Annotated in this window: 34 protein-coding genes and 1 tRNA gene; 24 read left to right on the top strand and 11 right to left on the bottom strand. The window is 43.8% G+C overall.

Going from position 1 to position 22,696, the window contains the following annotated elements; all coding sequences use genetic code 11:
- Window positions 1-47 precede the first annotated feature (47 nt).
- Entirely contained in the window at window positions 48-752 is a 705-nt protein-coding gene (locus SPHMEL_RS06405) for a 16S rRNA methyltransferase (protein ID WP_084322171.1), read from the bottom strand.
- A gap of 54 nt (window positions 753-806) precedes the next feature.
- On the opposite strand from SPHMEL_RS06405, the gene SPHMEL_RS06400 reads away from it, so the two are divergent.
- From SPHMEL_RS06400 to SPHMEL_RS06305, 21 genes are all read left to right on the top strand, one after another.
- On the top strand, window positions 807-1,139 hold the full coding sequence (locus tag SPHMEL_RS06400) for a ribonuclease P protein component 4 (protein WP_014767995.1): 333 nt from the start codon (window positions 807-809) through the stop codon (window positions 1,137-1,139).
- Entirely contained in the window at window positions 1,085-1,384 is a 300-nt protein-coding gene (locus tag SPHMEL_RS06395) for a YhbY family RNA-binding protein (RefSeq protein ID WP_042667789.1), read from the top strand. Before SPHMEL_RS06400 ends, SPHMEL_RS06395 begins: the two co-directional genes overlap by 55 nt.
- A gap of 51 nt (window positions 1,385-1,435) precedes the next feature.
- Complete coding sequence (locus tag SPHMEL_RS06390) at window positions 1,436-1,909, top strand: 30S ribosomal protein S19e (protein WP_012608781.1); 474 nt, start codon at window positions 1,436-1,438, stop codon at window positions 1,907-1,909.
- 30 nt (window positions 1,910-1,939) lie between these two features.
- Window positions 1,940-2,293: a DNA-binding protein gene (locus SPHMEL_RS06385; RefSeq protein WP_042667788.1), complete on the top strand. Its 354-nt coding sequence runs from the start codon at window positions 1,940-1,942 to the stop codon at window positions 2,291-2,293.
- 10 nt (window positions 2,294-2,303) lie between these two features.
- A complete protein-coding gene (locus SPHMEL_RS06380; protein ID WP_012608779.1) occupies window positions 2,304-2,462 on the top strand; it encodes a 50S ribosomal protein L39e in 159 nt (52 codons plus the stop codon).
- Window positions 2,463-2,475: 13 nt separating this feature from the next.
- Window positions 2,476-2,754, top strand: coding sequence for a 50S ribosomal protein L31e (locus SPHMEL_RS06375; RefSeq protein ID WP_012608778.1), 279 nt, complete (start codon window positions 2,476-2,478; stop codon window positions 2,752-2,754).
- Window positions 2,755-2,833: 79 nt separating this feature from the next.
- Window positions 2,834-3,523: a translation initiation factor IF-6 gene (locus SPHMEL_RS06370; RefSeq protein ID WP_042667787.1), complete on the top strand. Its 690-nt coding sequence runs from the start codon at window positions 2,834-2,836 to the stop codon at window positions 3,521-3,523.
- A complete protein-coding gene (rpl18a, locus tag SPHMEL_RS06365; RefSeq protein ID WP_012608776.1) occupies window positions 3,523-3,783 on the top strand; it encodes a 50S ribosomal protein L18Ae in 261 nt (86 codons plus the stop codon). Before SPHMEL_RS06370 ends, rpl18a begins: the two co-directional genes overlap by 1 nt.
- Window positions 3,780-4,250, top strand: coding sequence for a prefoldin domain-containing protein (locus SPHMEL_RS06360; RefSeq protein ID WP_012608775.1), 471 nt, complete (start codon window positions 3,780-3,782; stop codon window positions 4,248-4,250). Before rpl18a ends, SPHMEL_RS06360 begins: the two co-directional genes overlap by 4 nt.
- Before the next feature lie 5 nt (window positions 4,251-4,255).
- Complete coding sequence (ftsY, locus tag SPHMEL_RS06355) at window positions 4,256-5,146, top strand: signal recognition particle-docking protein FtsY (protein WP_042667786.1); 891 nt, start codon at window positions 4,256-4,258, stop codon at window positions 5,144-5,146.
- A gap of 17 nt (window positions 5,147-5,163) precedes the next feature.
- A complete protein-coding gene (locus SPHMEL_RS06350; protein WP_012608773.1) occupies window positions 5,164-5,343 on the top strand; it encodes a protein translocase SEC61 complex subunit gamma in 180 nt (59 codons plus the stop codon).
- 5 nt (window positions 5,344-5,348) lie between these two features.
- The gene (locus tag SPHMEL_RS06345; protein WP_012608772.1) at window positions 5,349-5,840 is read left to right on the top strand and encodes a transcription elongation factor Spt5; all 492 of its coding nucleotides are present in this window, start codon (window positions 5,349-5,351) and stop codon (window positions 5,838-5,840) included.
- Between the two features lie 2 nt (window positions 5,841-5,842).
- Window positions 5,843-6,355 carry a 50S ribosomal protein L11 gene (locus tag SPHMEL_RS06340; protein ID WP_012608771.1) on the top strand — a complete coding sequence of 171 codons (513 nt, stop codon included), beginning with the start codon at window positions 5,843-5,845 and terminating at the stop codon, window positions 6,353-6,355.
- Window positions 6,355-7,002, top strand: coding sequence for a 50S ribosomal protein L1 (locus tag SPHMEL_RS06335; RefSeq protein WP_042667785.1), 648 nt, complete (start codon window positions 6,355-6,357; stop codon window positions 7,000-7,002). The genes SPHMEL_RS06340 and SPHMEL_RS06335 overlap by 1 nt, the downstream gene beginning before the upstream one ends.
- A 5-nt stretch (window positions 7,003-7,007) precedes the next feature.
- On the top strand, window positions 7,008-8,006 hold the full coding sequence (locus SPHMEL_RS06330) for a 50S ribosomal protein L10 (protein ID WP_051401022.1): 999 nt from the start codon (window positions 7,008-7,010) through the stop codon (window positions 8,004-8,006).
- A gap of 466 nt (window positions 8,007-8,472) precedes the next feature.
- Window positions 8,473-8,796, top strand: coding sequence for a 50S ribosomal protein P1 (gene rpl12p, locus SPHMEL_RS06325; RefSeq protein ID WP_042667783.1), 324 nt, complete (start codon window positions 8,473-8,475; stop codon window positions 8,794-8,796).
- Between the two features lie 109 nt (window positions 8,797-8,905).
- Window positions 8,906-11,632, top strand: a complete 2,727-nt coding sequence (gene alaS / locus SPHMEL_RS06320) for an alanine--tRNA ligase (protein WP_042667782.1) — start codon at window positions 8,906-8,908, stop codon at window positions 11,630-11,632.
- 176 nt (window positions 11,633-11,808) lie between these two features.
- Complete coding sequence (locus SPHMEL_RS07650) at window positions 11,809-12,321, top strand: TRAP transporter large permease subunit (RefSeq protein ID WP_338084909.1); 513 nt, start codon at window positions 11,809-11,811, stop codon at window positions 12,319-12,321.
- Window positions 12,282-12,356: transfer RNA gene (locus SPHMEL_RS06315), tRNA-Arg, on the top strand. The genes SPHMEL_RS07650 and SPHMEL_RS06315 overlap by 40 nt, the downstream gene beginning before the upstream one ends.
- 395 nt (window positions 12,357-12,751) lie before the next feature.
- The gene (locus SPHMEL_RS06310) at window positions 12,752-14,206 is read left to right on the top strand and encodes a TrkH family potassium uptake protein (RefSeq protein WP_042667781.1); all 1,455 of its coding nucleotides are present in this window, start codon (window positions 12,752-12,754) and stop codon (window positions 14,204-14,206) included.
- A gap of 161 nt (window positions 14,207-14,367) precedes the next feature.
- On the top strand, window positions 14,368-14,787 hold the full coding sequence (locus SPHMEL_RS06305) for an EamA family transporter (protein ID WP_012608756.1): 420 nt from the start codon (window positions 14,368-14,370) through the stop codon (window positions 14,785-14,787).
- A gap of 75 nt (window positions 14,788-14,862) precedes the next feature.
- On the opposite strand, the gene SPHMEL_RS06300 is transcribed toward SPHMEL_RS06305, so the two are convergent.
- Genes SPHMEL_RS06300 through SPHMEL_RS06275 form a run of 6 tightly spaced genes read right to left on the bottom strand, consistent with a single transcriptional unit; the run spans window position 14,863 to window position 18,465 of the window.
- Complete coding sequence (locus SPHMEL_RS06300) at window positions 14,863-15,498, bottom strand: KH domain-containing protein (RefSeq protein WP_042667780.1); 636 nt, start codon at window positions 15,496-15,498, stop codon at window positions 14,863-14,865.
- Window positions 15,471-16,274 carry a serine protein kinase RIO gene (locus SPHMEL_RS06295; RefSeq protein ID WP_012608754.1) on the bottom strand — a complete coding sequence of 268 codons (804 nt, stop codon included), beginning with the start codon at window positions 16,272-16,274 and terminating at the stop codon, window positions 15,471-15,473. The genes SPHMEL_RS06300 and SPHMEL_RS06295 overlap by 28 nt, the downstream gene beginning before the upstream one ends.
- Window positions 16,271-16,621 (bottom strand): translation initiation factor aIF-1A, encoded by a 351-nt coding sequence (locus SPHMEL_RS06290; protein WP_042667779.1) that lies wholly within the window; start codon window positions 16,619-16,621, stop codon window positions 16,271-16,273. The genes SPHMEL_RS06295 and SPHMEL_RS06290 overlap by 4 nt, the downstream gene beginning before the upstream one ends.
- On the bottom strand, window positions 16,618-17,688 hold the full coding sequence (locus tag SPHMEL_RS06285) for a 60S ribosomal export protein NMD3 (RefSeq protein ID WP_042667778.1): 1,071 nt from the start codon (window positions 17,686-17,688) through the stop codon (window positions 16,618-16,620). Before SPHMEL_RS06285 ends, SPHMEL_RS06290 begins: the two co-directional genes overlap by 4 nt.
- Before the next feature lie 15 nt (window positions 17,689-17,703).
- Window positions 17,704-18,030, bottom strand: a complete 327-nt coding sequence (locus SPHMEL_RS06280; RefSeq protein ID WP_012608751.1) for a DUF424 domain-containing protein — start codon at window positions 18,028-18,030, stop codon at window positions 17,704-17,706.
- A gap of 9 nt (window positions 18,031-18,039) precedes the next feature.
- Complete coding sequence (locus tag SPHMEL_RS06275) at window positions 18,040-18,465, bottom strand: translation initiation factor IF-2 subunit beta (protein WP_012608750.1); 426 nt, start codon at window positions 18,463-18,465, stop codon at window positions 18,040-18,042.
- A gap of 113 nt (window positions 18,466-18,578) precedes the next feature.
- Here SPHMEL_RS06275 and SPHMEL_RS06270 point away from each other — a divergent pair, with 113 nt between their 5' ends.
- The gene (locus tag SPHMEL_RS06270) at window positions 18,579-19,877 is read left to right on the top strand and encodes a tRNA (N(6)-L-threonylcarbamoyladenosine(37)-C(2))-methylthiotransferase (RefSeq protein WP_042667777.1); all 1,299 of its coding nucleotides are present in this window, start codon (window positions 18,579-18,581) and stop codon (window positions 19,875-19,877) included.
- A gap of 46 nt (window positions 19,878-19,923) precedes the next feature.
- Here the strand turns inward: SPHMEL_RS06270 and SPHMEL_RS06265 are convergent, their stop codons facing one another.
- Window positions 19,924-20,457 carry a hypothetical protein gene (locus SPHMEL_RS06265; RefSeq protein ID WP_338084905.1) on the bottom strand — a complete coding sequence of 178 codons (534 nt, stop codon included), beginning with the start codon at window positions 20,455-20,457 and terminating at the stop codon, window positions 19,924-19,926.
- Here SPHMEL_RS06265 and SPHMEL_RS07565 point away from each other — a divergent pair.
- Complete coding sequence (locus SPHMEL_RS07565; RefSeq protein ID WP_232216827.1) at window positions 20,447-20,824, top strand: hypothetical protein; 378 nt, start codon at window positions 20,447-20,449, stop codon at window positions 20,822-20,824. The two genes, SPHMEL_RS06265 and SPHMEL_RS07565, sit on opposite strands and share 11 nt — an antisense overlap.
- 73 nt (window positions 20,825-20,897) lie before the next feature.
- On the opposite strand, the gene SPHMEL_RS06260 is transcribed toward SPHMEL_RS07565, so the two are convergent.
- The 3 genes from SPHMEL_RS06260 to SPHMEL_RS06250 form a co-directional block, all read right to left on the bottom strand.
- The gene (locus tag SPHMEL_RS06260) at window positions 20,898-21,554 is read right to left on the bottom strand and encodes an NAD-binding protein (RefSeq protein WP_042667776.1); all 657 of its coding nucleotides are present in this window, start codon (window positions 21,552-21,554) and stop codon (window positions 20,898-20,900) included.
- Window positions 21,555-21,693: 139 nt separating this feature from the next.
- Window positions 21,694-21,966, bottom strand: coding sequence for an elongation factor 1-beta (locus SPHMEL_RS06255; RefSeq protein WP_042667775.1), 273 nt, complete (start codon window positions 21,964-21,966; stop codon window positions 21,694-21,696).
- Window positions 21,967-21,977: 11 nt separating this feature from the next.
- Complete coding sequence (locus SPHMEL_RS06250) at window positions 21,978-22,199, bottom strand: zinc finger domain-containing protein (RefSeq protein ID WP_051401021.1); 222 nt, start codon at window positions 22,197-22,199, stop codon at window positions 21,978-21,980.
- A gap of 128 nt (window positions 22,200-22,327) precedes the next feature.
- On the opposite strand from SPHMEL_RS06250, the gene pth2 reads away from it, so the two are divergent.
- Window positions 22,328-22,675 (top strand): peptidyl-tRNA hydrolase Pth2, encoded by a 348-nt coding sequence (pth2, locus tag SPHMEL_RS06245; RefSeq protein WP_012608743.1) that lies wholly within the window; start codon window positions 22,328-22,330, stop codon window positions 22,673-22,675.
- The last annotated feature ends 21 nt before the right edge of the window (window positions 22,676-22,696 follow it).

The raw sequence follows: 22,696 nt of genomic DNA, 5'->3' as shown, positions 1-22,696 counted from the left end.
AGTTATTATCTCGACTAGGATCTTAACTGGGATTAGTAAATCTGCGTCTAAAGTATGCCGAGTAATCTCTCAGCGCTAGCTATTATCCTTGACACCACGATCCATGTTGCAAGGGGGCCTCTATATATCGAGTAACACTTGACTGCCTGTTTCACAGTGTCCTCCTCGAAGTCTCCATGGGGGAATCCACCTATACCTATGGCGAATCCATTGTCCAATGCCTCCCCAACCACATTGTCGAGGCTACTCTGGACGCAGGATTCACTTAAGAGTATCAGCCCCTTTGCCCCAATAGCCTTGATTAACGAGTCAAGCGGCATTGTCTTGATATAGAGCAACGGCTTCTCTGAGCCTGGTGGAACCTCTCCCTCCTTAAATAACTGCTCCATTAACCCTGTGAACCTATTGTAGTTCCTCGGGATCCTGGTTGATGAATCAATGAAGATAGCGTGCCCCTGTATCGTGTGTATGTATATCTCCATTTTACCGGTTTTATTTAATGGGCTCTCCAACGCCTCTAACAGGCTTAAATGTATGATATCCGGCCTGCCCCGCTTATGCTTCAATGGGAGTTTCTTCATGGCGTGGTAATGTATGCTTACATCGAGTAGTATCTCATGGGGACTTTTCCCTCTTTTACCAGCGTTTTTAAGCACTACTGGGTGTGATGCAATGCTTGGAGGTATGGTCTCTAATGCTGCTTCCACGAGTATTATCTTAAGCCTCCCCAGCTCGATCACCTTTCTCTCCAATTTAATACCGTGGTGGAATATAATTATATAACTCCACCACGCGGGGTCTGGTTCTTGAATAGGGAAAAATATATAAGGGAGATTGCTAGGGAACGGGTGATACTGCTCTACAAGTACTCAGTAGAAAGGGCTAGAGAAGGAGATTTCGAGTTAGCGAGGAGATACATCGAGATAATGCTTAAGATAGCTGGGAAAGCCAGGATTAAGCCTCCCAGGTACATTAGGAGGGGTTATTGCAGGAGGTGTCATATACCATTAATACCTGGTTTAACACTTAGTGTAAGAGTGAGGGGTAGTGGCAAGTCGTCCAGGTTGGTCTATAGGTGTCTGCAATGTGGATGGGTGAGGAGATATATGATAAAGGCCTCAGGGAGAAGATCAAGCTGAGGATAGCCGGTAAAGTCGATGTACAGCTAGGTAAGAATGGGGTAACCCAGGGATTCATTGAGGAGGTCAGGCTAAGGCTCCGGAAACACGGCGTGGTGAAGATAAAGGTGTTGAAATCCTATAGGAGGAGCGAGGGCTTCGATATACATAGACTGGCTGAGGAGATAGCTGGTTTAACAGGTGGGAAGATATACGAGGTCAGGGGCTTCACTATCACGCTTATAAGGGGTGAAGGGGATGGTTAAAAGTATTTTAAAGCATGTAGACTTAGTGATTACAATAGGGTGATTGAGTAAATGGTTACGGCATTAGAGGTTCCAGCTGACAAGCTAATTGAGAGGCTCGTAGAGTATTTGAAAGCAAACGTACCAGAGGTAAAGCCGCCTACATGGAGCATGTTTGTTAAAACCAGCTCGCATAAGGAGAAGCCGCCTACTAATCCGGAATGGTGGTATTACAGGGCGGCGAGCATACTGAGGAAGCTCTATAAAGCCGGTGAACCAGTGGGATTAACGGAGCTTAGAAGAGAATATGGTGGAAGGAAGAACAGGGGTGTTCGCCCCGAGAGAACTGTTAGAGCTCCTGGCAACGCGATCAGGAAGATACTGCAGCAATTAGAGCAGGCACAGCTAGTGAGAAGGACAAGGAAGGGTAGAATTCTCACGCCTCAGGGGAAGTCACTGCTTGATAGGCTGAGCTTCGAGATACTCTCGGAGCTGAGTCGTGCTAATCCAGAGCTTTCAAAGTATCTTCCCCCAACAAGTCATTAATAAGAATATAATTGCCCCGGGGACCACTAGATGCCTTCAGACACTGGGAGCGAATACGGTAACGAGGGATATGATGAGGAGCTTGAGGCTATAAGAAGGAGGAAGCTGGCTGAGCTGCAGCGCCGTATGGAGGAAGAGAAGCAGAGACGTCAAATGATAGATGCAGCACTCAGAAAGATCCTTACACCAGAGGCTAGGGAGAGACTTAATAATTTAAGACTTGTTAAACCAGAGCTCGCGGAAATGCTTGAACAACAGTTAATAGCGCTGGCTCAAAGCGGGCGTGTGAAGATACCTATAACAGATGAGTTTTTAAAGAGGCTTTTATCAGAAATATATGAGCAGACACATAGAGAACCGAGGATAGAATTCAAGAGGAAATAGGTGTTTAAACATGGCTAGATTCAAACACGTTGCCAGGAAGCTTAGGCTTGCAGCTGCTTTGAAGTCTAATAGGGCTATACCGATCTGGGTGTCGGCTAAGACCCGTCTAAGGGTTAGGAGGGGGTTCAGCCTCAGGAACTGGAGAAGGAGTAAGCTTAAGAATATTTAGGGGTGGTTGAGCTATGAGCGAATCCGGGGGTATGGTTAAATCTGTGCATGTAATACCATTGAAGAGGGTATACTTTGGACGCCGCATGAACAGGGCTGATAGAGCTATTAGATTGGTGAGAAAATATGTTGCCAGGCACTTTAAGGATGCTGAAAAAATAATATTAGATCCGGAGTTAAATAAGTATATATGGTCGTGTGGACGCGAGAAACCCCCTAGAAGAGTAGTTGTTGAAATAAGGTTCAATAAGAATGAGAAGGAGGCCAGGGTTTTTCTCAAGAGAGTTAAGTAGCTTGAATACTTAAAGAACTATTTAATCCTCTAGCTATAAATATATTTCTCAGTGTTTCAGGAAGGGTCGGTGGTTTTAATTGGAGATTACCAGGATGAGTTTCTTCGGTAACTCGAATATAGGGGTCTACGCGTATACGAATAGTAAGATGCTGGTTCTTCCCCCTGGGATAGGTAGTAGTGATCAAAGGGAAATGATCGAGGTATTAAAGGTTAAGGGAATAATCGAGTCCAGGATAGCTGGCACAGTGTTGAATGGTGTCTTCATAGCTGGGAACGATAGCGCGATCATTCTGCCGAGGATAATATTCGATGATGAGTTGGGGTCTCTTAGAAAACAGATTAGGGAGCAGGGTATAGATATCGTGCACTATGTCTCGGGCTCGAGGTTCACTGCGCTCGGGAACCTACTAGTATGTAATAACAAGGGGTGTATTGCAAGCACGTTGTTTGAGAGAGATGTTGTAAGGGATTTAAGTAGTGTCCTCGGTGTGGAAATAGTTCAGTTACCCTTATTAAACCTGGAAATACCGGGTAGCCTCCTCGTAGTAAATGACCAGGGTGGGGTGGTACACCCTGATGCTAGTGATGGGGATTTAAAAACCATAGAGGAAATCCTAAAGGTAAGGGTTGAAAGGGCAACCGTGAACGCTGGAATACCGTTTGTGAAGAGTGGTTTATTAGCCAATAACCACGGTATAATTGTAGGAGGCAATACAACGGGTCCCGAGATACTTAGGATTAGAAAGGGGTTTGGAGGTGGGGAGTAGTGGAGGTTAAAACATATAGGGTTACAGGCTACATGTTGATAAGCCATGATAGATACCCTACTTGGCAGAGGTTCACGAAGGATGTAAGAGGTGTAAGTGAGAAAGAGGTGTTAGAGAAAGTATATTCTATACTGGGGAGTAACCATAAGGTGAAGAGGTATCATATAAGAATAGAGAGAATCGAGGAAATAGATCCAAGTGCCTCGAGGGATCCATTCATAAGACAGGTAGCAAACTCTGAGAGGATTGTGAAGCCATGAACTCTGGGAGCGATGCTAAGGAAGTAAAGGAGGCTGGAAGGATTCAATTAGAGGAAATATTAGTGAGGTTTAACGAGTTAAGAGAGTATGCCAATATACTTGCCTCAACAATAAACACTTATCTAACACAGCAGAGAGAGCTGCAACTCGCCTTAGAGACTCTTAAGAACCTGCCTGAGGATGGTGGGGAAGGCTATATAATCCTCGATAGGTTATCCTCAGCGATGATACCTGCAGTAATAAACAAGGAGTGGAGCAAGGGGATACTGGTACACTTAGGGCTGGGCTATTATTTGAAAGCAGATAAGGCTAAAGCGTTGGAGATTATTTCAAAGAGAAGTAGTAATGTTGAGAGAGTACTAGGGGAATTACAGAAGAGGTATAGTGTTGTACTAGAGGAATTAAATAGGCTACAACAGTTGTTATCCCGTGGGTACGGTGGATCTCAGAGCAAGGGTGGAGGATAAGGTAGTTGTTCAAGAAGCTGAGGGAAGTATTCTCCAGGTTTATTGAGACAGCATCATCCCTCCTCTCATCAAGGGAGAAGCTACTGGAGTCGATTGAAGAGCTTAAGCTCAACCTTGTAGCCAATGATGTGGCCTATGAAGTAGCTGAGAACATAGCCTCGGAGTTAACGATGCGTGTTGAGGAGGGATCGATTAAGAGTAGAGAGGAACTCGTAAAGGCGTTAAGGGAGATATTGTTGAGCTACTTCACCGGGTTAAATAACATTGACTTACTCAGTTTGGCTAATAGTAGGAAGCCATTGAAATTAGTCTTTCTTGGGGTTAACGGCGTGGGGAAGACAACCACTATAGCTAAAGTAGCTGTATACATGAGGGAGAACGGGCTTAAACCCCTAATGGTTGCGGCAGATACTTTCAGGGCTGGAGCCCAGGAGCAGTTGAAGATACACTCAGAGAGAACGGGTATCCCTGTTTTCACTGGTAAATACGGCTCGGATCCGGCTGCCCTGGTCTATGATGCAATACAGTATGGATTGAACAGGGGTTTCAACGTCTTCCTAATTGATACAGCTGGGAGAATGCATGTCGACGTTGACTTGGTGAACGAGCTTAAGAAGATTGTAAGAGTTGCCAAGCCCGATGTAAAAATACTTGTTGTAGATGCTTTAACAGGTAACGATGCATTAGAGCAAGCCAGGTTCTTTAATGAGGCTGTTGGCGTTGACTGCGTAGTGGTTACGAAGGTCGACGCCTATGAAGAAGGAGGCGTACCATTAAGCCTAGTCTACATCTTAAAGAAACCAGTGTTATTCATAGGGGTTGGACAGGACTATAAGGATTTAAAACCTTTTAACCCAATCGAATACGTTGAGAGGATTTTAACTGGTTTACAGTGAAATAGGGGTGTAATGACTTGGATTTACGTGAGCTAGTAGAGGCTTGGAAGAGGATTTTACTAATAGCTACGAAGCCCGAGTGGGATGAGTACTGGACCATATTAAAGATAAGCTTACTCGGGCTAGCCATAGTAGGCGGCATCTCATTCGCTATAAGAATGATATTTTACACGTTTCTCTACCCCTACACTGGGTGATCGGCATGAGTGAATCACAGGAGTCCAGTGGAGGTGCGGCGAAGATATACGCGGTGAAAACAACACTGGGCAGAGAACTGGATACTGCTTTAATTATAGGTATGAGGATCGATGAGATGCGGGCGAGGGGAGAGGAAACCAGTATTGGAAGCATCATCATACCTCCAAATGTAAGGGGCTACGTGTTCATTGAGGTTGAGAGGCTAGGCGAACTCTACAAGGTCATCTCCGATATCAGGTATATTAAAGCCGGTAGGCCGATTAAGGTGTCCTACGAGGAATTCGAGAAGCTTTTGAAGCCTAAACCAGTTATAGAGGAACTTAACGTGGGTGATGAAGTAGAGATCACGAGGGGCCCGTTCAGGGGTATGCGTGCCAGGATAGCGGGCATAGATAGAAATAAAAACATGCTTACAGTGAATATTTTAGAGGCCGCTTTCACAATACCTATTACAATACCAGGTGATTATGTTAAGAAGATAAGTAAGGGTGTGTAGGAATGGTGAAGAAAACCATAAGGGTAATGGTTGAGGGAGGGAAGGCTACACCAGGCCCACCCCTAGGGCCTACCCTATCCCCATACAAGGTTAACATACCCCAGGTTGTGAAAGCGATTAATGATGCAACAAAGGATTTTGAGGGGTTATCAGTTCCGGTTGAGATAACAATAGACATCGACACCAAGGAGTTCGAGGTAAGGGTTGGCATACCAACTACAACGGCTCTATTAATGAAGGAGGCTGGTGCAAAGCAGCCTACAGGTGACCCGGCTCATCAGAAGATAGGCAATATATCGTTTGAGCAGGTTGTTAAAGTTGCCATATTGAAGAGGGATTCACTAACAGCTAAAACGCTGAGGGCAGCTGTTAAAACAGTCTTGGGCACGGCTAGATCCATAGGTATAACTGTTGATGGAAAGGATCCGAAGGAGGTTCAGAAACTAGTTGATGAAGGTGTTTACGATGAAATCTTATCTAGGTATGAAGAAGAGTGGAGTAAGGGTGGTCAATAATGCCTGTGTATACTCGTGAATCACTGGTTAACGCCATAGAGAAGGCGCTAGCCCTTGGGAAAGGTAGGAGGTTTAAGCAGAGTGTTGAAATGATAGTAGTGCTAAGAGATATCGATGTGAAGGGGCAGGCTGGGAAAATAAGGGAGTTTATAACGCTACCTAAGGGCAGAGGTAAAGAGTTAAGCGTATGTGTGATAGGGGATGAAGAGCTAGCGGTTAAAGCAAGGGAGGCAGGTGCTAAAATAGTGTTAACGAGTCAGGATCTCCAGGGCTTAAGCAAGAAACAGGCGAAGAAAATAGCTGGTCAATGTGACTGGGTCTTGGTTAGAACGGATTTGATGGCTTTAACAGGGCGTACTCTGGGTCCGGCCCTGGGTCCCAGGGGTAAGGCACCTATCCCGGTACCTGCTTCCGCTAATATATCAGCCCTCATAAAGAGATACATGAATACCGTTGTGGCAAGGGTTAAGGATCAACCGCAGATAATGGTTCCGATAGGTGCAGAAGACATGAGTCCGGTGGATCTCGCTGAAAACGCACTGGCTGTTTTATCAGTGATAGAGCAGAGGCTTCCATCAGGTGCTGGTAACATTGCCAAGCTTGTTTTTAAGACTACAATGGGTATGCCGGTAGAAGTGTACAGGTGATTAATATGTCTCTTACAGCTAGGAAGATACCTGAGTGGAAGATTAAGGTAGTAGAGGAACTCGTTAACCTGATCAAGACCAGTAAAGCTTTCGCTATAGCGGATATAACCGGTATTCCAGCCAACCATATTCAAATGCTGAGGAAGAAGCTGTATGGTAAAGCGGAGTTGAGGGTGGTCAAGCCGAGACTGCTGGAGATCGCTTTAAAAAAGGCTGGCTTGAACCCGGAGCCGTTTAAAGAGTATCTCACTGGTCAAATACTGGTTGTATTCACCAATATGAATGCGTTCGAGCTTGCAATGCTGATGGACGCTCATGTAACTAAATCATACTTTAAGCCCGGTGAGAAAACAGATAGGGAGATAATCATACCTGAGGGTAACACTGGTATACCTCCGGGCCCCATGCTAAGTGTATTCGGAAGGCTCAAGATACCAACCAAGGTCCAGGGAAATGTTGTCTATGTAGCTAAGGATACAGTAGTGGCTAAACCAGGTGATGTTGTCTCTGGTGATCTAGCTAGCCTGCTCCAGAAACTGGGGCTGGCATTAAAAGAGATACGGCTTAGACCTAAGATAGCTTATGAGGGTATTGTTATACCAGGCGATAAACTCATACTAAATCTAGACGAGTATAGAAACAACATTATGGCGGCTCACCTCGACGCCTTAAAGATAGCTGTTGAAGTAGCATTACCGGAGCCAGAAGTACTACCACTAGTTATATCAAGGGCTCACAGGCACGCCTTATCACTAGCTGTGGAAACAGGCTTTATAACACCTGAGACGGCTGAAATGGTATTCTTATCGGCTGTTGCCAAAGCCAACGCTTTAGCAGTTGAGGTAGCAAGGTATGCTCCAGAGCTGGGTATAGAGGTTAAACAGGCTCCAGCACCAGTTAAACAGGAAGGCGAGAAGAAGGAGAAGGGTGAAGAGGAGAAGGAGGAGTCTAAGGAGCTTAGTGAGGAAGCCCTCTCAGAAGGTTTCTCAGCACTATTCGGTTGAGCCTGTTGCGGGTTCTAAATCCTTTCTGAATTCTTGTAAATATTTTTGGATGTGTTTTATCTTCTCGGTGTCTTCACTAGTTTTCCTCGATGACTATTACCTTTTACTTTTCTCCCGTGGAGCCTGAATAGTTTCTCCCGGTATTCTCTGGGCGGGTATACGGGGTATTCCACTATTGTGAAGAATGAAGCCGGACGGAGCAGGGGAATAAGAAATAATGGGATGAAGCAGGTAGCCAGAAATATCTACAGGCAATCACAGGAATTCACCAGACCCGAACCCTCTAGAGGACAAACTAAACCATCTCAAAACACCACGATCAGACCTCTAGGGGCAACGGATGTTGGTTAGGATGAATGTTTGCTGCCTCTAAATTCTTGCCTGGGAGGCATGATGAAGCTTTAAAAGCTACTTTCTAGATTTAAATCCTGCAGTAATGCTTTGAACAAGTGGAGGTGCAGGGTGTATGGAGTATATATATGCGTCTTTATTGCTGTATAAGGCTGGAAAAGAGATAAGCGAGGAAAATGTGAAGAAGGTGCTTGAAGCAGCCGGTGTTGAAGTAGATGAAGTTAGGGTGAAGTCTCTGGTTGCAGCCATTAAAAACATTGACATAGCCAAGGTCCTTGAACAGGCTTCTGTAGCACCTGTGGCAGCTGCCCCAGTTCAAGCGGCCCCAGCGGCTGCGCCTGCTGGTGAAGAGAAGAAGGGTGAAGAGGAGAAGAAGGAGGAGTCTAAGGAGCTTAGTGAGGAAGCCCTCTCAGAAGGTTTCTCAGCACTATTCGGTTGAAAATAATGGCATTGTTTACGAGAGGATAAAGATTTTTAGGATTTTACGAAAACTTAATTTGCTTCCTTACTATTAGGTATCCTAAGTTAGAGAGAGGTTAGTTAAAACCATGTCTAAAAATATAAGCTTCGACTATCTCCGCAGGTATGGCTATGAGAAATACACCTGCAAGAGATGTGAGGAGGGTGTTTTATGGAGCAGGATTCCAAGGGATACTTGCCCGGATAGGCCTTGCAGCAAATATGAGTTCCTCTACAAGGATTATAAAAGAGTGAGGCCCTTAAGCCTCCAGGAGGTAAGGGAGAAGTTTATAGGGTTCCTCAAGTCAAAGGGGCACGGCGTAGTGGATCCCTATCCAGTTCTAGCCAGATGGAGAAATGACCTCTATTTAACCATAGCATCAATAGTGGTATTCCAGCCTGCTGTTACAGATGGTATTGTTGATCCCCCATATAATCCACTAGTTATAATCCAACCATCTATAAGGCTGAGTGATATAGATAACGTGGGGTTAACCTTTGGACGGCATTTAACCAGTTTTGAAATGGGTGGGATGCATGCTTTTAATAAACCGGGTAAATTCGTTTACTGGGTTGAGGGGATACTGGATAACACAATAGAGTTCTTTAATAAGGAGATAGGCATAGACCTCGACGACCTGGTGTTTAAGGAGGGATGGTGGGAGGGCGGGGGTAATGCTGGGCCTGCCCCAGAGGTATTGGTTGACGGCATGGAGTTAGCAACACTAGTGCACATGATGTACAAGGTTGTTGATGGTAAATACGTGGAAAACCCCGTCTTAGTCGTTGACTGCGGGTATGGTATAGAGAGAATAGCGTGGTTCACCCAGAAGACGCCGACAGGCTTCCATGCAATATATGGTAGGCTGGTTAACGAGTACAAGGATGTACTCGGGGTCGAGGAGCCCAGCTACGATGTATTGAAGAAAGCTGTTTACTTGTTGAGCGATAAGGAAATTGGAGGCATACATGAGTATGAGAGGCTACTTCGTGAATTAGGGTTCGGAGACTACGTGGATGAATTCGTGAAGACAATATATTTATATAGTGCTCTAGACCATGCCAGGACAATAAGCCTCATGCTCTCGGATGGTGTGGTTCCATCGAATACTGGTGAGGGATACCTGGCTAGACTCGTGATTAGGCGTCTCCTCAGAAACCTCGCCAGGCTCGGCGTCGAACCCAGCAGGCTCACAGATGTGGTCCAGGAATTACTGGATCGCCAGGTAAAATACTGGAAGAACGACTACATATATGGCAAGTTCGAGAAGCACAGAGACTATATACTGGATGTAGTAACCATGGAGACCTCTAAGTTCATAGATGCCGTCAGCCGTGGAATAGACATCGTCGATAAGCTGCTTAAAAAGAAAAGAGAACTCTTACTGGAAGACCTCATCACAATATATGATTCACATGGAATACCCCCTGAATTCGTTGCTGAAAGAGCCAGGGAACATGGTGTAAAAGTAGAGATACCGGGTGACTTCTACTCTAGAATAGCTCAGAGACATTCCTCTCCAGGCGTGTTGGTGAAGGAGAAGGAGCATGAGTTTCCCGAGGACGTGGTTAAATGGGCCTCTGGATTCCCTGCTACATATAGGGTTTTCCATGAGAACCCGTATCTAACCAGTGTTAATGCTAAGGTGATAGGGGTTAGAGGAAAATACCTTATCCTGGATAGAACGGTTATGTACCCGTGGGCCGGAGGCCAGGAACACGATACAGGCTTCATCGAGGTGAATGGAAGAGGATATGAGGTTGAATACGTTGGGAAAGTTGGCGATGTAATAATACATGTATTGAAGGAGCCCGTGGAGATCAATGAGAATACTATGGTTAGGGTGGTAATAGACTGGTATAGGAGATATAGGTTAATGAAGCACCACACTGCAACACATATTATACTCGCCGCAGCAAGGTATATACTTGGCGACCATGTATGGCAGGCCGGTGCTGAGAAAACCATTGAGAAGGCTAGGCTGGATATAACACACCATAAGTCCCTTACATCGGAAGATGTGAGGAAGATAGAGGAGCTGGCTAACAGGATAATCGAGGACAGAGTGGATCTAAGGTTCCACTACACGGGTAAATTCGAGGCCGAGAACAAGTACGGGTTGAAGATATACCAGGGTGGCGCAATATACTCTCCAATCCTCAGAATAGTTGAGATACCTGGCTGGGATGCACAGGCCTGCTTCGGAACCCATGTGTTTAACACTAGTGAAGTAGGCGGCGTGAAAATAATTAATGCCGAGAGAATACAGGATGGAGTAATCAGGTTGGAGTTCATAGCGTCAACGAGGCTAGTTGATAAAATACACTTACTGGAAAACGAGATCGGAGAAGCCCTATCAATCCTGGGCTCTAAGCAGGGAGATCTGGCTTCTGCTGTAAAGAAGATTAAGAGAGAGTACGATAAGACGCTAGAGGTACTTGATAAATACAGGGATCTCATGGGAAAGACCATTATATCGAAGGCCCTTACCGAGGAGATAAACATCTGCGGCATTGATACGGTATATGTAGAGCTACCCATCAGCGATGAGAAACTAGTTAAACAAGTACTTGAAGAACTCTCACTAAAACACGGGGTACTTACTACCATAGATACTGGCGAACTGATCGAAATAGCGGTTAAACCCGAGAAAGCAGTAAAGAAGAACATAGACTTAAGGAGAATCACAGAGGAGTTAACGGGGAAAGGCATTAAGGGAGGCGGTAAACCAGACCATGTAACACTGAGAAAAACCCGTGACATTAAAAAAGAAGAGGTCATGAATGCGTTAAAGAATATATTGTGTAGACAATAGAGTCCTGCCTGGAATAAAATCAGTTTTATTGCTGTTTTATCAAAACCTCTATATGTATGCTATTCCTGATGGACTTCGATGCTGAGACGGGTGAATATTATTGTTTAGAATTATATCTATCGACCTCGGCACCACGAACATAAAAGGGTGTGTTTATAGAATTCAATGATTCATCCATGGATATAAATATTGTTGAACAGGTAAATATTAGACAGAAACATGTTGAGGATAAGGTAGGAGGCATTTATGAACATGATCCCAGGTACATACTCAGCAATATAGAGGATATAATTAGATACCTATCTTCTTCTCATGGAAAGCCGGATGCTATAGTATTCTCATCATATCTCTTCTCCACCCTATTCATGACGAGCATGGGGGTGTGTTTATTCGTATTAATGGGTACGGTTTTTGAGAAGGCAGGGCTAACGGAGGTAATCGTAGATGCGCTTGAACCACTAGTAGGAAGAGTGAAAGGGGGACTCGCTGTAGTTACTGTACTTGGGTGTGCGTTTTTCGAGTTGCTAACAGGTGCGGTAGCAACTACAACAGCATTCTCTAGGATCATGGGGCTTCATGATAATGGACTAGGTTTTCAATTTAGATTAAAATATATAATTCCCTCTGCTAAGATAATGATTTATCGGCTGGGCCCGTCGCCTAGCCAGGATAGGGCGCCGGCCTTCTAAGCCGGAGGCCCGGGGTTCGAATCCCCGCGGGCCCGCCTTTCCTTTTCAGTCTCCTATTCTAAGGTTTCCAGTAGCTGGTTTCAACCGGGGGATTATCGACTATCATATTGCTACTAGGAGATGCTATATTGATATCATGGAAAACTTGAAGAAGACACTTTAAGCTGGTAGAGTTTTTGCTTAGTTGGATCATCTGATATGAACACCATGGCGTGGAGCTGGTAATGAATATGTGGAATTCATCGGGGTTGATTTCAGGGGATTCCCACTGGTTAAATAGTATTTGGGTCTGAACATCATATTACTGGGTTGAGGTATGAAAGCTTTAATAACATGCTGTGTTTTCATTACATTGTTTTTAAATGCTTATATTATACTTAATGAGATTGGAGATATTTAAACTCGTTGATAGAGATAGTGTGTGGTTTCTATGAAGATGGTGTCTATAGCCACCGGGCTTCTAAGCCTTTTACTGATTGTGGGTTTAATGATATTAAGTGTGCCGATTGTTGATCTACTTAGTGGTGAACCGGTTTCCATGAACTTCCTGTTCTTCTCCATACTCTATATTAGCATAGGCTTCTCCGGTGTCATTGTCTTAACCAGGTTTAACAGTGTTCGTGAAATGGGCTTCCTTGAGGCTTATATTGTTTCAACGGCTTCGTGGCTCGTAATACCGTTTCTGGCTGCATTGCCGTTAATGCGGGAAATCAATATATCGTTTATTGATGCATTGTTTGAAAGTATCTCGGGGTTTACAGGTACAGGGTTTACTGTCTTAAACGATATAGATCACTTAAAGAAGAGTATCAATTGGTGGAGGGCTCTAATGCAGTGGAGTGGTGAGCTAGGCTTCGTAGTCTTCGCAATGGTGATCATACCCTTCTTCTGGAAATTCGGCTATACACTATATGGTTTAGAGAGGCCCGTAAGGGTAATGCGTACCCTTAGAAGTACTGCAAGGAGGATTATAGAGATATACATGGTATTCACATTGGCCGGCATAGTCTTACTCTACTACTCTGGTGTAGATTTCTACGATGCCATCATTCACACGATGACGGCTATAGCTACTGGCGGAATGAGTAATTACTCAATGAATTATGAAGCACTATATGATTATGCACCCTTCAGCGTTATACCCGCTATATTTATTATGGTGATCGGCGGCATGAATTTCCTCGCTTTAAGCCAGCTACTAGACTTTAGATTCAAGGATGTGCTTAGAAGCGATGAGGTTAAATACTACTTTATTTCACTATGCATACTCTCCCTGCTAGCCACGCTCGTTTTCATGCTTCACAACGAGGGTCTCACGTACTCAATTTTGCTCGGATTCTTCAACACTATTTCCGCTATGACTACAACAGGCTTCAATATTGGAAATGTAGCCGGCTTCCCCAACGGGGTGAAAATCATCCTTGTAGTTGCAATGATTATAGGTGGTATGACGTTTTCAACGGCTGGAGGTATAAAAGTGTACAGGTTAATCGTCCTGCTGAGGAAACTCAGCTCATATAGTACGTCAACACTACTCCGTGAAAGGGTGAACCTACATGTGGTAATAGATGGCAAGACACTTGAAGAAGAGGAGGTCTCTGGGGCACTGCTCATAATACTATTACATTTAATTACCGTATTCCTCATAGCATCGATGACAAAGATAGTTTTACCGGGCACGGACTTTCTCGACGCCATATTCGAGGCTGCCTCAGCCACTGGTTGTGTTGGATTATCCACCGGTATAATCTCTTCCTCAACGCCTCTATTGGTTAAAATAGCATTAATGGCTGGAATGTATCTCGGAAAAACCGAGTACTTACCATTGATCGTTCTAACTAGTTACCTAGTACATAGAGGCATGATCAAATCATTCACTAGTTGAAAACATGATATCAAATCAGTTAATTAGTGAGCTGTGTTAGCATTGAACCCTCAGCTATGCGGGCCTCTCAGCACCCCCAATATTCAGGTTCTTACCCGGATTCTCTCTTCATCGGTAATACTTATTAACAAAATAAAGCATACGGCCTCATTGGTGTAAAAATGGAGTCATGGATTATATATGCATTGTTAGATGCTTTAGCGGCTGCATTGGCAACGATACTGGCTAAAATAGGCTTGCAAAACGTTGACTCAATAACTGCGACAGCGCTTCGATCAATTGTAATGACTGTATTCGCTGTAAGCATAATGCTGTACTTCAGGGGTGTAGCCTACGTAGGGAGAATGACGAGTATGGAATACATCTTCATAATTCTAAGCGGTGTGGCAGGCGGTCTTTCATGGATATTCTACTTTCTCGCACTACAAAAAGGTGATACATCTATTGTCGCAATGCTCGATAGATCCAGTATATTATTCATCATATTATTTTCAGTTATACTACTCCATGAAGAACTTACATTGAAGAAGGCGATCTCGGTAGCCCTTATAGCTATTGCACTCTACCTTTTAATAATATAGGAAAGCGATTGCGAAGCAACCTAGGACGACTGGTTATTTGCATGCATTCAGGATGAATGATTGAATATTACTGGCTCAACTATCCCTCTCCTTTCCGCCGGTATCTAATTCAGGCCCCTTCACCCACAGCTCCCGCATCCTGCGTTTCCTCACTGCGAACATCTCCCTTTCCACGTATTTATATACTGTCGCATGAGTTCTACCCTCAACCAGCATCTCTATAGCTGTACGGGCTATGTTAGCTGATTCGTAATCCCCTATTATAGCGACGTAGGGCTCATACACGGATATATAGGTGCCTGTTGCCTCTTCTAGGACTCTTCTAGCCTTCCCATCCTCACCTATTACCCTACCAAGAACCCTCTTAACGTGGTTGGGTTTGTCTCCAACATATTGTCTAACATCTATTACTAATAATATCTGGTCTTCGTCGAACAGTTTAAAAGCCCTCTCAGGGCTGAACCCGTATGCTACAGCTCTAACGATATCCCTGGCCTTCATCAATTCTAGTGAAGTGGTCTCTGGAAAAGCCGGCTCAATTATGACGCTACCGGTCTCAGAGTCAACGGTTAGAATTGTGCGTGTCTTAACCTCTATCTCCTTCTTAACTCTCCCGTTATCACCGAGAAGGACTCCAATCCTTTCCAAGGGGAGTTTCTCGTAGAGCCTAGTTACTCCAGGAATTAATCTTCCTTTTTCATTGTCCTGCATTCTTTAACAGCCTCCAGTATTTCCTCTAGACTATATGTACTTATACCTGTTTCCTCCCTGAAAAACCTGTTTATATTCTCGATGTCCCTGATTAAGAATTCCTCGGAGTTTGGATGGGATAAATCCACTGCTTGGCCAACATCTATTATAGCTATGTCGAGCCCTGGGGTCACAACTATATTATACACTGAGAGATCACCGTGTACTAACCCGGCTTTACAATATATTTTCACTACCTCATCTAATATAAGGTGGTAAACGTGCTTGAGCTCTTCAACTTCCAGCTCCTTGTAGGCTTCTATAAGGAGTGGATATCTATTTCCGTTCTCGCCAAGGAACTCCATTACTAAGACATTGTTCAGGAATGCCACGGGCCTGGGGACCTTTACCCCTGCTTCATAGAGTCTTTTCAGGTTTCTATATTCTTTCCTTGTCCAAACATATACAAGTGTCCTTGTATCCTTGATCTTGACGTCTCTAAAGCGTGGATCCCCCATGATATACTTGTATATTCCCTTCTTGAACTCTGCCGTGCTAGTTAAATATATCTTCACGGCTAGGTATTCTCCATTATACCCTATTCCAAGATACACCCTGGCCTCTTTACCAGTGTTCACGACACCATTTAGCTTCTTAATTATTTTCTTCCTTATTAATTCAATGATAGTCATGACTGTGGCTGTATCAAAGACCTCTTCAACCGTTTCAAAAAGGTCTTTATCTTTTCTACGGGGCTCCTCCTTTTTCCTGAGTAATTTATCTATGTCGTCGCTCATATGAGTTCACTTAATGCATCGATGAACTCCTTCGGCACTACCCCCTTCTCAACCAGTTTGTTTACCTCGTTCTTACCGTACTTATATACTACTTCACCTTTTTCCGTTGAAAAATCCCAGAGCCCCACCAGGATAATATCTCCCTCGGTTATCCATACCTTCCTCCTTAGTTTACCAGGTATCCTTATCTTTCTATCGACTCCATCGAGGCACTTAGCTATGAGATAGTCTCCGCCTAGATGCCTTACTACACCACATATTATCGTCCCCTCATCAGGGTTGGGTAGTGGTATCTCTCCACCATGCTCATCTCCCTGTTTTTGATGCTTCTTACTCAGACACCTCACCCCTCCTTTTTTACTACTAGTTCTCTTTCACCATCACTCAATATTATAACTTTATCACCCGGCTTTAACCCATAATTAGCTGGGGTTAAGGATGCCTCTCTCAACTCACCTGTTTCCTCGTTTAGGAGATATATTGTTGACTTGTCTATGGCTATTACAGTGAATACTCGTTCATCTATATAGATCCCACCGGGCTTTTCGAGCACTCTGTCCCAGTACTCTGAGAGACGAGCTTCCACTTCTTCCCCTGTCTCCAGGATGAGGATTCTAATGACACCGTTTTCAACTTGTTTAACAATACCTAGTTTACCCCTGTATCTCACTATGTCGTTCTCTCTGATTGCGGGTATCCTTACCGATATAGTCATCACTCCGCTCCATTTACCCTCTTGGAAATCGTATTTCGTCGACTTAAACGACTCCGAGGTCTTAGCCCCATATTTCTTTACCAATATGTTAACATATTTCCTCGGGGACACTATATCTTCGAATTTTATGTCTAAACCCTCCCGTAGCTCCATTACTTCGATGATACTTTCACCTATTTCAAGATCACGTAGTAACTCCATGACCTCGCGTCGCAGCCCTTCTATGTTTTCTAGTGGTTCAAACCTCACCTGTACGAGTACTTTATGTGAACCAGTTGTTCTCCTCATGCATTTATCGCAGGTTCTATATCTAAGCTTTGTAATTACTACCTGGTTTACCTTGACAACATGTCTTCCATTGACTTCCATGGTGAATATCGCTTTAACACCATATTCACCAGCGTTGATCTTGTATATGTCGGAAACCACGTCAACCTCGATTACACTTATATTCTCATATAGGAATCTATGGAGATCCGCCAGTAGCTCCCTCCTTATAACCTCCCTTATGTCTAGGGAAGGATGCCATGCCCCCTTAAAATACCATGAACCGCATTTAGGGCATATTGTCAGTTCTACATGAGGGGTTTCCTTGAAGACTCCATGGTACTTTAGGTAGCAATTAACGCATAAGCTGTTGATTAAATCCTCCTGTTTGAATTCCCTCCCGCATTTAACGCAGAAACGAGTATTACTCAAAACATTATACCCCTATTAAATCCTCATGAAAAGAGCTATGGGTATGCCCTTTATTCTTAAAACTGCTTCAGGATGGATTAATCCCATCTCTAATGCAGCCTGGACTATTTGCTCCCCCACTATATTACCGATGGTTGCTGTAGCAAGTATTTTAACTGCTTCCTCGAGATCTAATAGTTCGCCTTTATAGAAGTAGGGGTCAACGTAGAAGTTAGCCTTAATGTTCTCGTCTACTAGGTGTAGTCCCAGAATGTTTTCATCACATGCTGCAATGATTACCTCTCCATCGACAACTTGTTTCTTAACATAGGTCTTAACCCTTTCCTTCCCTCGGTTCTCCATGATTACACCTTAAAATGCTGGAAGAGTTGTCTCAGCACCGCATGCATCGCATCTAAGCACGAATACCTTTCCCTTCTTAGTTAACCTTGTATGTACTGAACCACATGTGCTACACTTAACATACCTCTCTACAAACCTTACTAGTAACTGATTGATTGCCTGCGGATTAAACTTGCCCTTTAATTCCAGTTGGCCAGCTTCATTGATTGAGCCTGGCACATTCAACTCCTTCATGAAGTACCTCTTTAATAACTCTTCATCCCTATTAAGCACGCTGGCTATCTGCCTGAAATTTTGCACAACTGTTTTACTCCCGATGACGAGTACGTCGGCATGGGGCATCTCAAATACTTCGCCGCTCCCACGCTTGCCTCCAAGCTTCTCAAAGGCCCTCTCAACTAGTTTCTCATATCCTGGTAGGCTCTGCCTACTCAATTTACACACCTATGCTCCATGGATGATATAATAGGGTTATATATATGTAATCTTATGAAGAAGCAGGATATCAGGTATCTTTACGCCGGGGATGGCTGGAAACGGGTGCTGGTATGAGGGTGTATATTGAGACCTATGGATGTGCCCTGAATAAGAGCGATGAAGCATTGATGGTGGAGAATATTCTGCGCGAGGGACACGAATTAGTTAACAGTATCGAAGATGCTGATACCCTTATAATCAATACATGTATTGTGAGACTGGATACAGAATACCACATGGTTAAAAGGATAAGGGAGCTGTATGAAGTAGCTAGTAGAACAGGTAAGAAGCTAATTGTAGCCGGATGTATGGCCAAGGCCGAACCATACACGGTGTTAAAGATAGCACCTGAGGCCAGCCTTGTTTCGCCCCAGAATTCTGCCTTGATCACAGAAGTCCTGAAGACGCGGGGTAAGGTTATATTGATTGATGGATTAAGGGAAAGAGATAGAATAGGAATTCATGTAGAAGATAGGATCGCCCCGATACCAATACAGGAGGGCTGTCTAAGCAATTGCAGCTTTTGTATAACCAAGCATGCTAGACGCGTCCTCGTCAGCCATGGTATCGATGCTGTTGTAAAAGCAGTGGAGAGAGCAGTTAGAAACGGGGCAGTAGAGATACAGTTGACGGGTATGGATCTAGGTACATATGGCTTGGACCTCTATAAGACACGGAAGCTTCCGGAGCTGGTTAAGGAGGTGAGTAGAAGAGTCAGTGGTGGATACATGATTAGAATAGGTATGATAAACCCGGAGCACTTACGCTACATCCTTGATGATTTAATAGATGCTATCAATGAATCCAGCAAGGTATATAGGTTCCTCCACATACCTCTGCAATCAGGAAGCAATAAAGTACTTAGTGTAATGCGCCGCAACTATAGCGTGGAGGAGTATATCGAGATAGTTAATGAGGTTAAATCAAGGATACCTGGTGTAAGTATTGCAACCGATATCATCGTTGGACATCCCATGGAGGATGAGGAAGACTTCAACGAGACCCTTAAAGTTATAAGGGAACTAGAGTTTGAAAGAGTTCACTTGGCAGGTTATAGTATAAGACCGCTGACTTATTCAGCGTCACTACCCCAGGTACCAACCAGAGTTAAGAAGGAAAGGGTTCTAAGGGCCCTACAGGTCATAGAAGAGGTTGGCTTGAAAATACGTTTAAAATACGTTGGAAAAGAAGTGGAATGTTTCACCACGGAGCATTCGAATACATGGATTTGTAGGCTTGAAAACTATATCCCGGTAGTGGTAACAGGTAAGAGCGGAGACCCCGCTCTAGATTATGGTAGATGGATCAGGGTGCTCGTAGACAATGCTACATTTTTCGATCTAAGGGGGAGATTCCTGGAGAGTAAGTAGTACTCTACAAAGCTGTGAACGGAGACACTCTACTCCTTTAAAGCAGTTAATCGCTCATCACGTTGATACCGCTGGCTTTACCCTCAAGGGTCTTGGAGAGCGTTGAAACTAACTCGATCATAGCTTTTCTCACATCTTCATCCCTTATAGTTGCTTGAACAGGATAGAGTGTTACAAGGTATTCTAAGCGGTTGTTTGATACTTTAGCTAAAACTATCTTCCTCAAATCCTTGAAACCTGGGTGTCTGTACTCCTCTAACTTCTCTGTGATCTGCCTATCTAGCTCGCTTAAATAGTTCATATTGATGCCCTCACCAGGTAAATCAACAACTACTCTGAGGGTTAACTGTGGAGGCAGCGGCTTGAAGATAGCCCGTATTAACTGTATGTTTGGTATATAATGCTCGACCCCATGTATATCCTGGACAACAGTATTTCTCGACGTTATCTTCAATATTTTACCGGTTAACGGTTTTTGGATACCCGGCATTGATATCTCATAGTACCTATTCTTCAATGGTAACTCCATTTGAAGTATTATCATCGATATATATGAGATCAACGGGTGTATGAAGAGCACTAAGGCTACTAGACCTAGAAGCCCGAAGATTGTAAGTATTCCCCAATACTGTGGAATAAATAGCATGACGGCTGTACTAATCAATATTACCACTAGTACAATATCGATGATCCTTATGGAGATATCTCGTACATTACCTGAAATGCTTCCACGTTCAGAAAGCGAGCTCAGTAATCGTGACGTAATTACCCTTATCAATATTGCTGTCAGCAATATAATAATGAATAAACTAATGCTTGCAACGTTTATTCCCGTGTCCTGGATGCCGGGATTCATCGGTGTGCCTCCCATAATCTATAATTACTCCTTATATTATATACCATCAAAGAAATATATAGAGTTTCCCCGTGTAATAAGGGATCCATGACTACTCCCCTATTAGTGGCTGTGATGAGTTTTGATGGTATGAGATGTGATGAAGCAGTTACTCGCCGAACCAGCTAGCCTTTAATCTTCCTAATTACCTCCTCATTTCTTGCCAGTATAAAGAGGATATTTCCAGGCTTCAATATATCCGAGTGCTCTGGGATCTTGAGTTTCAAGCCATCAAATAGTAATATTATCTTTCCATCTTCCCCTAAATCTATGTTTCCGATACTGCTTTCAGCAACAGGGTCGGCTTCACTTATCGAGACCATTAGCATTTTATCCTCCCCTACGTTTCCGATAACCTTTCCATTCGAGATCGATGAGATTATCTGGGCTATTATATTAGCCACTACAACAGGTTGCACTATTGGTATACCTAGTCCAAGACTGGAAACTAATTCAGCGATCTTGGAGTCTGTGAACCTTCCAATCCTAATAGGGATATTGAATGACTTAGCTATTGCAAGCACCATTAAATTCACTTCATCACTGTTCGTCAGGGCTAGTATGACCGTGATATCCTTCATATTTATCTCGTTATAGATCCCAATATCGGTGGCGTCCCCTTCTAGAACCAGTACATCGCCGATTTTCTCAAAAATACTTCTTCTCCTTGGGTCTTTGTCGACAACGATTACTTCTTCAGCTTCCTCATGGATATTGAAGAGCGTGATGAGATGTTCGGCTACCTTACCTCCCCCAATGATAAGTATCCTTGGCCTAGCCATAGGTCATCACCCTTGTTCCGGCTTCATTGAGATTACCTTCAAAATGGATATATCACTATTTTCATTAATATACGGATCACCTACTTAGAAGAGGATTGATTATTTGATACTGTTTAAGGTTGTTTAGACAAAATCGAATCTAGGACAACCTATTCACATACTCAACCTCGACTTGGCTTACTCCTTGTACCTGGCTTATAAGGTTCTCAAGCGTCTCAGTACCGCCCTCTGTTTGCTCAGGCATTATTATTGCCAGCCTCAATGCCTTTAACCCGAACGCTATTGGCTCTTCATCCCACATCTTTAACTCGTATCCCTCAGGGAGCGCGCTGGCTATTCTCTTCCTTAATTCATCCAGTGGTGTCTCCACGTCTTCGGGTAGTACTCTAACTATTACCAGTACCTGAGCCATCGACCACCACCTCATGGACCTCTGAATCCACAGTTTGGACAAGTATATTCGACTACTAGTTTTCTACATTTTTTACATCTCTTAATTAATACTTTTCCACAGTTTGGACAGTAGAATTCTACACCATACTCGCCTGGCTCCATTAACCTATGGCAGCTATCACATATGAGTGGAGAGGCTGCCTCCTCTATTCTTATCCCTGGCTCGTTCTGCTTAAGCACATACTGCGACATTTAAACCACCTTTTTAAGCGAGACATCTCTATTGATTATGGTTAATGGGATTAAAAATATTAGTCCCTTATTTCCCAATTAGAGCCCATGCTGTGCCTGGTGAGTTAAGTTAGTGTAGGGGTTAACATATGAAACAGGTTATAGTGGTTAGAAGCGACCTGGAGATGAGTAAGGGTAAGATAGCTGCCCAGGTCGCCCATGCATCAGTTATAGCTGCGTTCGAAGCCTATTATAACCATAGAGAGTGGTTTAATGAGTGGTGGAATAGTGGGCAGAAGAAGATAGTTGTTAAGGTAAGAGGGGAGGAAGAGTTGGTGAAGATATATATGGAGGCAATATCTAATGGGTTACCTGCCTCAATAGTGAGGGATGCTGGGTTGACAGAGCTTCCCCCAGGCACAATAACGGCTGTAGCTATAGGTCCAGCGCCCGATGATAGGGTTGACAAGCTAACAGGTGGCTTAAAGCTTCTGTGATGGAATTATTTAAAAGAGGCC

Source organism: Desulfurococcus amylolyticus Z-533 (assembly GCF_000513855.1).
In the GTDB taxonomy this organism is placed as follows: Archaea; Thermoproteota; Thermoprotei_A; order Sulfolobales; family Desulfurococcaceae; genus Desulfurococcus; species Desulfurococcus amylolyticus.
The sequence above is the reverse complement of the archived record's forward strand: the minus strand, read 5'-3'. Positions and strand labels throughout refer to the sequence as shown.

What these genes read in the sequence shown, in the direction of transcription:
- SPHMEL_RS06310 (WP_042667781.1), top strand. Translation starts at nt 12,752, where the DNA reads ATGAAGATGGTGTCTATAGCCACCGGGCTTCTAAGCCTTTTACTGATT.
- SPHMEL_RS06270 (WP_042667777.1), top strand. Translation starts at nt 18,579, where the DNA reads ATGAGGGTGTATATTGAGACCTATGGATGTGCCCTGAATAAGAGCGAT.
- SPHMEL_RS06330 (WP_051401022.1), top strand. Translation starts at nt 7,008, where the DNA reads ATGTCTCTTACAGCTAGGAAGATACCTGAGTGGAAGATTAAGGTAGTA.
- pth2 (WP_012608743.1), top strand. Translation starts at nt 22,328, where the DNA reads ATGAAACAGGTTATAGTGGTTAGAAGCGACCTGGAGATGAGTAAGGGT.
- SPHMEL_RS06280 (WP_012608751.1), bottom strand. Translation starts at nt 18,030, where the DNA reads ATGGAGAACCGAGGGAAGGAAAGGGTTAAGACCTATGTTAAGAAACAA.
- SPHMEL_RS07565 (WP_232216827.1), top strand. Translation starts at nt 20,447, where the DNA reads ATGAAGAGCACTAAGGCTACTAGACCTAGAAGCCCGAAGATTGTAAGT.
- alaS (WP_042667782.1), top strand. Translation starts at nt 8,906, where the DNA reads ATGTCTAAAAATATAAGCTTCGACTATCTCCGCAGGTATGGCTATGAG.
- SPHMEL_RS06385 (WP_042667788.1), top strand. Translation starts at nt 1,940, where the DNA reads ATGCCTTCAGACACTGGGAGCGAATACGGTAACGAGGGATATGATGAG.
- SPHMEL_RS06295 (WP_012608754.1), bottom strand. Translation starts at nt 16,274, where the DNA reads ATGAGCGACGACATAGATAAATTACTCAGGAAAAAGGAGGAGCCCCGT.
- rpl12p (WP_042667783.1), top strand. Translation starts at nt 8,473, where the DNA reads ATGGAGTATATATATGCGTCTTTATTGCTGTATAAGGCTGGAAAAGAG.
- SPHMEL_RS06255 (WP_042667775.1), bottom strand. Translation starts at nt 21,966, where the DNA reads ATGGCTCAGGTACTGGTAATAGTTAGAGTACTACCCGAAGACGTGGAG.
- SPHMEL_RS06375 (WP_012608778.1), top strand. Translation starts at nt 2,476, where the DNA reads ATGAGCGAATCCGGGGGTATGGTTAAATCTGTGCATGTAATACCATTG.
- SPHMEL_RS06250 (WP_051401021.1), bottom strand. Translation starts at nt 22,199, where the DNA reads ATGTCGCAGTATGTGCTTAAGCAGAACGAGCCAGGGATAAGAATAGAG.
- SPHMEL_RS06300 (WP_042667780.1), bottom strand. Translation starts at nt 15,498, where the DNA reads ATGCAGGACAATGAAAAAGGAAGATTAATTCCTGGAGTAACTAGGCTC.
- SPHMEL_RS06305 (WP_012608756.1), top strand. Translation starts at nt 14,368, where the DNA reads ATGGAGTCATGGATTATATATGCATTGTTAGATGCTTTAGCGGCTGCA.
- SPHMEL_RS06395 (WP_042667789.1), top strand. Translation starts at nt 1,085, where the DNA reads ATGTGGATGGGTGAGGAGATATATGATAAAGGCCTCAGGGAGAAGATC.
- SPHMEL_RS06260 (WP_042667776.1), bottom strand. Translation starts at nt 21,554, where the DNA reads ATGGCTAGGCCAAGGATACTTATCATTGGGGGAGGTAAGGTAGCCGAA.
- SPHMEL_RS06380 (WP_012608779.1), top strand. Translation starts at nt 2,304, where the DNA reads ATGGCTAGATTCAAACACGTTGCCAGGAAGCTTAGGCTTGCAGCTGCT.
- SPHMEL_RS06360 (WP_012608775.1), top strand. Translation starts at nt 3,780, where the DNA reads ATGAACTCTGGGAGCGATGCTAAGGAAGTAAAGGAGGCTGGAAGGATT.
- SPHMEL_RS06390 (WP_012608781.1), top strand. Translation starts at nt 1,436, where the DNA reads ATGGTTACGGCATTAGAGGTTCCAGCTGACAAGCTAATTGAGAGGCTC.
- SPHMEL_RS06340 (WP_012608771.1), top strand. Translation starts at nt 5,843, where the DNA reads ATGGTGAAGAAAACCATAAGGGTAATGGTTGAGGGAGGGAAGGCTACA.
- SPHMEL_RS06335 (WP_042667785.1), top strand. Translation starts at nt 6,355, where the DNA reads ATGCCTGTGTATACTCGTGAATCACTGGTTAACGCCATAGAGAAGGCG.
- SPHMEL_RS07650 (WP_338084909.1), top strand. Translation starts at nt 11,809, where the DNA reads ATGGATATAAATATTGTTGAACAGGTAAATATTAGACAGAAACATGTT.
- SPHMEL_RS06345 (WP_012608772.1), top strand. Translation starts at nt 5,349, where the DNA reads ATGAGTGAATCACAGGAGTCCAGTGGAGGTGCGGCGAAGATATACGCG.